Origin of the sequence: Methylophaga sp. UBA5088, from assembly GCF_002414625.1 — a bacterium.
Lineage (GTDB): Bacteria > Pseudomonadota > Gammaproteobacteria > Nitrosococcales > Methylophagaceae > Methylophaga > Methylophaga marina.
In genome coordinates this window covers 23,628-33,446 of the sequence record NZ_DIAC01000049.1, presented here as the reverse complement: position 1 = coordinate 33,446, position 9,819 = coordinate 23,628, and the positions used below count along the sequence as shown (strand labels likewise).

The following is a 9,819-nucleotide window of genomic DNA, read 5'->3' as shown; positions in this document are numbered from 1 at the left end:
TGTAGTAGACGTCGCCGTGACTGGCATGGTTAGGTGTCAGATCGGGGGCGGCATACACGCAGGATGCCTCCCAGCGATGTCTAGGATAGTTCGCTGTAACGGTTGTTGACCTGAAAGCACTACAGCTTGCATGCATGACATAACAGCTAATCCATTGGTATTGCGCAAAACATCATGCAACAACCTGAGAGGGTACCCTTCATGATGCCTTCTGATCGGATGTATTCCTGCATGAGCATATGAATTAAGCGCTTTCCATGAATTGTCCTTGAAACGGATAAGCGCATCATATGCATGTTGAGGCCCGCTTTTTTCCAGAGCCTGCATCATCTGGGCGATTTGCGGCATATTCTTTGCCGCTTGCTCTGATTCTATTGACAGATCTGCAGTCAATTTCGATATTTGTTCACTCGAAGCAAGATATGTAAGCCAAATCGAGCGAGTGAGCGCTTCAAATTGCGCACGGTGAACCACGAGAGCAGACGGCAAAAGGCTTGCTCGAAGCAGAGCTCTTGCAGAGTGCCAATGTTCCAGTGAAAGGGAACAGGCAACGTCACTGGTGCTAATTCTTGATGAACTATCAAAGAGCGGTAAATCAATTACTTTTTGCAGCTTTCCGGCAAGGCTATCGGATTCATCAAAAATTTCGGTTGCGCTCATTGTCTATATTGCACCTAACGCCTAAAACAGCGGCGCGTTTACGCGTCCGCCTGCTTTTTATTGTTAGGCATTTTTTCCATCGAGCTTAGCCATAAACCATTTTGCTAATGATGGGCCATGCGTGTCATAGAGCCGACCAACTTTTGACGATACCCACCTGATAAGTAGGAACGAGACGAAAGAACCGACAAGTATTATAGGGAAGTTGAAATTATAGTGATCTGGGTTTCTCGCAATGTGAATAAGAGACCCAATACCAAGACCACCAAGAGCGCCGCCTAACATAAGCGAAAATAGCCCGAGGGCCCCATAGATGGCACCAGATACCCACCCTATAGCTCCGAACACCAAGAAGAATAATATGCCTAGCCCTGCGCCGGCTGCACCTCCGCCTAGAATATCGGCAAATATTTGTAGAAACGACTTTTTCTCTACACCAAAAAAAAGTATCAACTGAAGGCAGACCCAAGAGGACGCACAACCAGCAGACCAGACAACAATTTTTCGTGCTACTTGGAATTTTTCCACGATGCTCTCCTGTATGCCTAACAGTGTCTTTTATGAAGCCTGTGGCTTCATAATAAATATTAAAGAAGTCACTTCATAATTCCATTTTAAAATTGCTAAGCATTTGATTAAAAAAGAAACGGCGATTAATTTTTTTGAGGAATAGAGCCATATTTTGATTCTCTTGGAAATGAATACGTCTCTGAGAAAAAGCGATATTCATATTGAATGTTCCATTTCTATATTCCTTTAAGCCCTTTACGAGCTGAGATTTAAATCGCAGTGCAATCAATTGATATTAGGTCAATATTTCATAGTTTTTATTGCTAAGCAACACTCATAAGCATTGGATGATAAAAATCTGGTGCTAACTCGCTTAAGCTAAGCAATAATCATTTTTTCAAACACTTCAAATTCCATCTATTGATGGAAGGCTTCCGGCTCTAGCGTGCTGATAATGTATCTGTCATCACTCTGTGCACTATTGCAGATAACCACCTAATTTTTAGTTCTCTCATTTTTGAACCGATCACAAATCACGTGACGCATCAAAGCTGAGATTGTAGTGTTTCGCGCACCGATATATAGTTATACCTACTATCGGTATTTAGAGACAGTAAAAACCATATGCCTGAACAACATGCAGACACCACATCGGCTTTATTCAGTCGTGGTCGTAAATACGATCATATGGCTTTGTTGGAGCAGATTGATGCCACAGGCTCGATTCGCGCCGCAGCAACAACCTTAGGTATGACCTATAAAACGGCATGGGATGCGGTCGAAGCCATTAACAATATGACCGAGAGCCCTTTGGTAGAACGACGTAAAGGTGGTCGTGATGGGGGTGGAGCCAGGTTGACTGATCATGGCCGTCGATTGGTCAGCACGTATCGTCGGCTAGATGAAGAACGTGAGCGTGTTCTACAGCAATTAAATAACGTGGTAGATGACTTTGATGCCTATTATCAGCTCATCAGGAGATTTGATTTGAAAACCAGTGCCCGCAATCAGTTTCTTGGCAAAGTGAAAACGATCAAGCAAGGTGAAATTTCAAACGAAGTGATTTTGGATATCGGCGGTGAAGATGAAATTGTCGCCAACATCACATCGGATAGTCTTGAGCATCTTGAGCTGAAACAAGGTACAGAAGCCTACGCGATGATTAAGGCTTCGTGGGTGATTCTGACCTTAGACCATCAGCTAAAAACCAGTGCCCGCAATAAGCTCACTGGCAAAGTCGCACGCTGCCATGAAGGCGCTATCAATACAGAAGTGATTATTGAACTCAATGGTGGCAAAACACTGGCAGCCACCATCACCAATGACAGCGCTCAAGAGTTGGACCTTAAACCTGACACGCAAGTCACGGCGTTAATTAAAGCGTCCAACGTGATCCTTGCCGTGGCGAATTAAAACTGAGACTTCACAATGACGACATTACAAAAACTGCTCACCGCCCTTTTCTGTTTATTTACCATCAGCAACGTTCAAGCTCAAACCGTGATGGTGGCAGTCGCGGCCAATTTCACCGAACCGATGCAGGACATTGCGGCTGCCTTTGATAAGGAGACCGATAATAACACGGTGCTGTCATTTGCCTCATCCGGTAAGTTTTTTGCCCAGATAAAAAATGGTGCACCTTTTGATGTGTTTCTTTCCGCCGATGCAGCTAAACCTCTCGCACTTGAACAAGATGGACTCAGCGTTAAAGACAGCCGTTTTACCTATGCTCAGGGCGGATTGATTTTATGGTCCCCCAAAGTCGGTTTTGTGGATAGCCAAAGTCCAGATGTGTTGAGGACAGGTCAGTTTAAACATTTGTCTTTAGCTAATCCTAAGCTTGCGCCCTATGGCAAAGCAGCAGTTGAGACATTAAATAATCTGGGTATTTATGACGATGTCGCCAACAAAATCGTGATGGGAGAAAACATTGCACAGGCGTATCAATTTGTTGCTACGCATAATGCCCAACTAGGTTTTGTGGCTTTATCGCAGGTTATGAAACAAGGCAAGCTAAGTTCAGGTTCGGGTTGGATTGTGCCTAAAGACCTCTACTCACCTATTCGTCAGGATGCGGTATTACTCAAAAAAGCAGAACACAATGATGCGGCAAAAGCATTGCTCGACTACCTTAAATCTGAGAAAGCCCTGGCGATTATCGAATCCTATGGTTATTCACATTGAGCATGGATTAATGTAAAGCATCATGTTTAGCGACGCGAATCTAGCTGCCATCTTACTCACAACAAAACTGGCCAGTATTGTGACCATTTTGCTGTTATTGATCAGCACACCTATTGCGTGGTGGTTAGCTCGTACCCGTTGTCGTGCCAAAGTCGCTATCGAGGCATTGGTAGCAATGCCGATTGTATTACCGCCATCGGTTATTGGCTTTTATTTATTAGTGGCGATGGGGCCTGAAGGGCCGGTGGGGCAATTGACTCAGGCACTTGGTTTGGGCACCTTGCCTTTTACCTTTAGCGGGTTGGTGATTGCGTCTATTTTTTATTCCCTGCCTTTTGTTGTGCAACCGATACAGCTGGCCTTTGAAAATATCAATGAGCATTATCTGGAAGCCGCTGCCACATTGGGCGCTAGTCCACTGGATAGATTTCTCACTATTGCCTTGCCGCTTGCACTCCCTGGATTCTTAACAGGCGGCATTCTGGGCTTTGCTCATACTGTCGGTGAGTTTGGCGTGGTGTTAATGATTGGTGGCAATATTCCTGACGTGACGCGGGTTGTGTCTGTGCAGATTTATGACTACGTCGAGGCCTTAGAATATGACCAGGCTTGGGAGCTATCGGCGATTATGATTGTGTTTTCGTTTATTACCTTGTTATTGCTGTATCTGTTTAACCCCAATAAAAGAAAACTCGCATGAGCAAGTCTGGCATCGAAACCCGCTTTTATCTTCAGCATCCCGGCTTTACGCTGGATGTTGACTTGAGCATACCCGCTCAGGGTGTCACTGCTTTGTTTGGTCCGTCGGGTTCGGGTAAATCCACCATTTTGCGTTGTATGGCGGGGCTGGAAAAAGCCAAAGGCAAGTTCGTGTTTAATAGCGATGTCTGGCAGGATGACAACACCTTTGTCCCATCCCACCAGCGCCCAATTGCTTATGTGTTTCAGGAGTCGGCCTTATTCCCTCATCTGACTGTGATGGCCAATTTGAATTATGCTTTTAAACGCAGAAAACAAAGCAATACCGATTTTCCACTCGATAAAACCATCGACTTGTTAGGGATTGAGCATTTACTTGATCGCAAACCAGCCAAACTCTCTGGCGGTGAAAAACAACGGGTCGCCATTGCCCGAAGTCTGGCAGTGAACCCAAAACTATTATTAATGGATGAACCTCTAGCCGCTCTCGATGTAGCCAGAAAACGTGAGTTTTTGCCCTTCTTAGAAAAGCTGCATGACACCTTAAAAATGCCGGTGATTTATGTCAGCCACTCGCCCACAGAAGTCGCACGATTAGCCGATCATATTGTGTTACTGAAAGATGGCCAGGTTGAGGCTTCCGGTGCGCTCAATCACACCCTTTCACGGCTGGATTTATCGTCACAACTGGATGAGCAGGCCAGTGTGATTATTGAAGCTAAGATTGAGCAGATCCAGAGCGAATGGCATCTTGCAGAAGCCGCGTTTGATGGCGGCAAGATGTGGGTCAGAGATATGACCTTTGTTATCGGTAGTCAGGTGCGTCTGCAAGTACAGGCTAGGGATGTCAGTCTCACCTTGTCTCCTGATGAAGAATCCAGTATTGCCAATACCTTACGTGCTCGTATTGAAGAAGTCAGCCAAGGTGATCACCCCGCCATTTTATTGGTTCGACTCAAGGTAGGTGCGAACTATTTACTGTGTCGTCTTACCTCACGTTCGTTTCATCACCTTGGTGTCTCTGTCGGTGATGAGATTTGGGCACAGATTAAATCTGCTGCCATTATTGAATAAACATACTGCTCTTCTGGCTATTCAGCCCTTTTCACTTAAATAAATATCATTCGTTTTACACCATTCATGATCAGGATCAATGTGACGGTGGATGCTCAGTTTTATCATTGCCGACAGCTTTTCGGAACACATAAATGTTCACACCTACTCGACAATGGATAATTGAGGCTCAATAGCAATGAACTCAGATACAACCATAACCGCATCCTCTCTCTACGAAAGAGCCTTAGGCGCCTATCTTGGTTTTGCCTGCGGTGATGCGCTGGGTGCCACCTTAGAATTTATGACCCCGGAACAAATTCACGAAACTTACGGCCTTCATAAAGATATTACCGGTGGTGGTTGGTTAGGTTTACCACAGGGTCATGTGACGGATGCCACCGAGATGACACTCACTCTCAGTCAGGCCATTATTGATGCTCAAGGTTGGGATATTAAAGTCGCCGCTGATTACTTTGTGGTCTGGCTGAGTAAACATCCAACTGATATCAGCGAGGCGGTACTGCGCGGTATCCGTCGTTATAAAAATACCGGTGACTTGATGGCACCTTATGATGATCACGATGCGGGTAATGGTGCCTGTAGCCGTATTTTGCCTCTGGCTTTGATTTGTCTATATCAGGATGAGGCGTTTGAAAGCTGGCTGTGTGAACAAAATCATTTTACTCATCACAATAGCCTTTCTGACCAAGCCAGTCAGATGTTGGGCTATTTGGTAAAACACTTAATTCGCCAAGAAACTGATTTGGCTGAAGAAAAGATTGCTGAATTCATTGAAAAAGAGCCCCAGTTTGCTTTCTCACCTTATCCTGGTCATAGCTCTGGCTATATCGTGGATACGATACAAACCGTACTGCACTTTTTTCATACGACCGATAATCTCGAAGACTGTGTGATCAAGACCGTCAATATGGGAGGAGATGCTACTACTGTCGGTGCTCTAGCAGGTATGTTGGCCGGTGCCAAATATCGTGTTAATGCTATTCCCGAGCGATGGTTAAAACAGCTTGATCCAGTTGTTTATCAGCAGATCAAACAGCAAACAAACACGTTAGTCTCATTAGCAGAAAAACTTGCCGAACACAGTCAGTAAACTATTTCTGCTATGACGAAAAAGTGTTATATCGCTTTGCTAAGGCGAGCAAGGTATAATTCTGTACTATATTCAAAGGACTATAGCTCTCTGAGTTTATCTCTCTCCCATTAAGAAGTTCAGTCTTGATTGCGGAACCACGCTAAGTCTTATTTTCATATCCGCTGAACAGCCATCACGCATGCACGTGATTATTAATTGAGTTCCTATGTCAGATACTGCTTTTTCGTCCCTCCCCTTATCTCAGCAACAACTGGATGCATTAACCTCATTAGGTTATGACAGCATGACAGCCATTCAGGCAGAAACATTACCCTGGTTATTAAAAGGCCGGGATGTGGTCGCTCAAGCGAAAACTGGCAGTGGTAAAACAGCAGCGTTTGGTATCAGCGTATTAAATAGCATCAATCCGCGTTTCTTTGGGGTGCAGGCATTGATATTAAGCCCAACCCGTGAGCTGGCAGAACAAATCACCAGCGAGTTAAGAAAACTCGCACGCTTTATGCCGAATATTAAAGTAACGACTTTATGCGGTGGTAAACCTATCGGGCCACAGATTGCGTCATTAGAGCATGGTTCACATATCGTGGTCGGCACGCCAGGTCGAGTGAATGATTTACATACCAAAAACTGCCTAAAGTTAGATCAGCTAAAAGTACTGGTTCTCGATGAAGCGGATCGTATGTTGGATATGGGCTTTGCAGAAGTCATTCACCACATCATTGATCAAACGCCCACATCACGTCAGACCGCCCTGTTCTCTGCCACCTATCCGGATACGATTCAGCAGATGAGTGAATCCATCCAAACGTCACCAGTATCAGTAAAGGTTGTCTCTGAACACAAGCAAGACGTTATTGAACAGCTGTTTTTTGATGTTGATAAACATGCACGTGATGAGACGCTAATCAAGCTGATTCAACACTACAAACCGAGTAATGCCGTTATCTTCTGTCATACCAAAAAGCAGTGTGATGAAGTGGCTCAGTGGTTATCCAGTCAACAAATACAAGCGGCAGCCATCCATGGTGATCTTGAACAACGGGATCGTGATCAGGCATTGATTCGCTTTGCTAATAACAGTTGCCCGGTATTGGTGGCGACGGATGTTGCGGCCAGAGGTCTGGATATCGCCGCTCTGGAAATGGTGATTAACTACGAACTTCCACGCGATCCGGAAGTATATGTGCATCGTATTGGCCGTACGGGTCGTGCCGGTGAAAAAGGCATGGCAATGAGTATTGTCACACCCGCTGATGCGCCACGTGTTGTCGCCATCGAAAACTATAGGTCCGAACCAGTGAATTACGGCAACATATCAAAACTCAAGCCAGACTCAGGCTTCACACTACAAGGCAAAATGACCACCATCCAGCTGGATAGTGGTCGTAAAAATAAAATTCGTCCGGGTGATATTTTAGGTGCTTTAACCGGTGATGCCGGTTTAAATGGTCAGCAAATAGGCAAAATTGATATTCGCGATATGTCCAGCTACGTTGCCGTTGAACAAAGTGCCCTTAGACAAGCCATGAATTACTTAGCTAAAGGCAAAGTGAAAGGCCGCTCTGTTCGCGCCAGACAAATTCGTTAAGCTAATACAGAGTCTTGCTTCTCAAGTACATAAGTACGCCACATTGCATATTTAGGTAAAAAGTCGATGGCAGCTTTTATCTCAAAGCCACTTTGTCTGAATTCATTTTCAATGGTTTGCTGATTAATCACAAAGCGGTTTTGGTAATCGCGTGCGTGGCGTTTTTTCTCTAATTTTTTACGACGCCAGGCTTTAAAGTTGCCATCCACCCAAAGCGAGATAATCACGGTTTTTTGCGTGACCCGGTGAAACTCTTTTAGCAATGCCAGTCGATCTTGTGCATCACCAATGTGATGAATAAGACGAATACAGAAAATATTTTCTACGAAATTATCAGGCACATCTAAACTAAATGCCGATGATTGGAAGGTTTCGACCCGATCGGTAATGGCTTTATCACGATAGCGCATGCCAGTATTGATCATATGCTGGCTGTAATCACTAGCAAAAATCTGGCGTTGTGGCTGTTCGCACAATAAAGACCAGAAACGTCCCGTACCACAAGGTACGTCTAATACAGTCTGGGGGTCACCAGCTAAGCTCAGGGCTTTTCTGGCCACTTGGTGATCACGCCAATTAGATAATTGACGCCATAAACCATCCTGATGTTTTTCAAAGTACGCTCTCGCGTGTGTATCATCGTATTTACCTGAAAACTCAAGGTCTGTTTTCGACTCTGTTGTCATCTCATCACCTACGTCATGTGGAATGAGATGGAGTATGGTGAACAAGTCTTAAAAAAGACTTAACCGTTTTTTAATATTACTGCGAGCTGTTAACTCGCTGACACACTAATTCTTTAAAGCCCATACTTTCATATAATCACCCGTTGTATATCCGAATAATTTATTGCCACCGCTGGCCACGGCAATATACTGCTTGCCATCAATCTCATAACTGATGGGTGGCGCGTTCACGCCGGCTTCGGAGTGACCTTGCCATAAGAGTTCACCTGAGACGGCATCAAAGGCTAATAACCGACCATCGCCTTCACCAGTAAAAACGAGACCGGCAGCCGTGCTGAGCACACCACCTAATAATGGATTTGGTGTTTTGTGCTGCCACACAATTTGGCCAGTATTGATATCCATGGCCGTTAATAGGCCATAGTGCTCAACATCATTCATAGGCGACATAGACGAATATTTGACCCCAGATTCACCATCGCTAGCATCCATTTGATGCAAGCGATAACTTATGGGCCAGTGAATACCAGCGATAAAAGCGAGTCCACGTTGTTGGTCAACCGAAACAGGTGACCAATTCGAGCCACCAAGCACACCTGGGTAGATAACCGTACCCTCTTCACTAGGCAGTTTGAACATATTCTGCTGCGGTACATAAGCTTCGCTTCTGAATAACAGCTTGCCGGTATTGCGGTTCAACACATAAAACCAGCCAGTTTTTCCCGCCTGACCCAACGCTTTAATCTGTTTGCCCCCCTTGTCTACAGTCAATAATACCGGAGGACTGGCCACATCATATCCCCATAGATCATGGGGGACTTGTTGAAAATACCATTTCACTTTACCTGTCATGGCATCTAAGGCGACGATAGAGGATGTGTAGAGATTATCTCCAGGTCGTGATGAATCTTCCATCTGTGGGGATGGATTACCGGTGCCAAAAAACAGCGTATCCGTATCGACATCTATGGCTGGCGTGCTCCAGGCAGAACCACCACCATAACGCCACGCATCTGGATGTGCTGCCAGCATGGCTTTTTCTTTGTTGATATCTCTGGGTAAGGTTTCTCCTGCAGGCGTGGTAGTAACAAACTCCCCTTCCCAATTGCGTTCGGGAATAGTATCGAACTGCCACAAAGGACTTCCGGTATCAGCATCATAGGCGGCGAGAAATCCTCTGCGTCCATACTCACCAGCAATGCCTACCACAGCACCTAAAGGTGCATTAACGTCTGGCGAGTCAATATGTAAGCCATAACCGACACCTGTTATTCCAATAATGACCTGGCCTTTGTACACCATGGGTGCCATGTTGATACCGG

At 45.2% G+C, this 9,819-nt stretch carries 10 protein-coding genes; 6 read left to right on the top strand and 4 right to left on the bottom strand.

The window, feature by feature from the left end; all coding sequences use genetic code 11:
- Positions 1-36 precede the first annotated feature (36 nt).
- Positions 37-660 carry a DUF6988 family protein gene (locus B4K20_RS06730; protein WP_289282340.1) on the bottom strand — a complete coding sequence of 208 codons (624 nt, stop codon included), beginning with the start codon at positions 658-660 and terminating at the stop codon, positions 37-39.
- Positions 661-723: 63 nt separating this feature from the next.
- A complete protein-coding gene (locus B4K20_RS06725) occupies positions 724-1,188 on the bottom strand; it encodes a hypothetical protein (protein WP_289282339.1) in 465 nt (154 codons plus the stop codon).
- A 606-nt stretch (positions 1,189-1,794) separates the two neighbouring features.
- On the opposite strand from B4K20_RS06725, the gene B4K20_RS06720 reads away from it, so the two are divergent.
- The 6 genes from B4K20_RS06720 to dbpA all read left to right on the top strand — a co-directional run bounded on the left by B4K20_RS06720 (position 1,795) and on the right by dbpA (position 7,811).
- Positions 1,795-2,583, top strand: coding sequence for a TOBE domain-containing protein (locus tag B4K20_RS06720; protein WP_289282338.1), 789 nt, complete (start codon positions 1,795-1,797; stop codon positions 2,581-2,583).
- 15 nt (positions 2,584-2,598) lie between these two features.
- A complete protein-coding gene (gene modA, locus B4K20_RS06715; protein WP_289282337.1) occupies positions 2,599-3,354 on the top strand; it encodes a molybdate ABC transporter substrate-binding protein in 756 nt (251 codons plus the stop codon).
- A 22-nt stretch (positions 3,355-3,376) separates the two neighbouring features.
- Positions 3,377-4,054 (top strand): molybdate ABC transporter permease subunit, encoded by a 678-nt coding sequence (gene modB / locus B4K20_RS06710; protein WP_289282336.1) that lies wholly within the window; start codon positions 3,377-3,379, stop codon positions 4,052-4,054.
- Positions 4,051-5,127: a molybdenum ABC transporter ATP-binding protein gene (gene modC, locus B4K20_RS06705; RefSeq protein WP_289282335.1), complete on the top strand. Its 1,077-nt coding sequence runs from the start codon at positions 4,051-4,053 to the stop codon at positions 5,125-5,127. Before modB ends, modC begins: the two co-directional genes overlap by 4 nt.
- 178 nt (positions 5,128-5,305) lie before the next feature.
- Positions 5,306-6,220 (top strand): ADP-ribosyl-[dinitrogen reductase] hydrolase, encoded by a 915-nt coding sequence (draG, locus tag B4K20_RS06700; protein WP_289282334.1) that lies wholly within the window; start codon positions 5,306-5,308, stop codon positions 6,218-6,220.
- A gap of 208 nt (positions 6,221-6,428) precedes the next feature.
- Entirely contained in the window at positions 6,429-7,811 is a 1,383-nt protein-coding gene (gene dbpA, locus B4K20_RS06695) for an ATP-dependent RNA helicase DbpA (RefSeq protein WP_289282333.1), read from the top strand.
- On the opposite strand, the gene B4K20_RS06690 is transcribed toward dbpA, so the two are convergent.
- Entirely contained in the window at positions 7,808-8,497 is a 690-nt protein-coding gene (locus B4K20_RS06690; RefSeq protein ID WP_289282332.1) for a class I SAM-dependent methyltransferase, read from the bottom strand. The two genes, dbpA and B4K20_RS06690, sit on opposite strands and share 4 nt — an antisense overlap.
- Before the next feature lie 105 nt (positions 8,498-8,602).
- A partial coding sequence (locus B4K20_RS06685; RefSeq protein WP_289282331.1) for a pyrroloquinoline quinone-dependent dehydrogenase occupies positions 8,603-9,819 on the bottom strand: 1,217 nt, incomplete at its 5' end.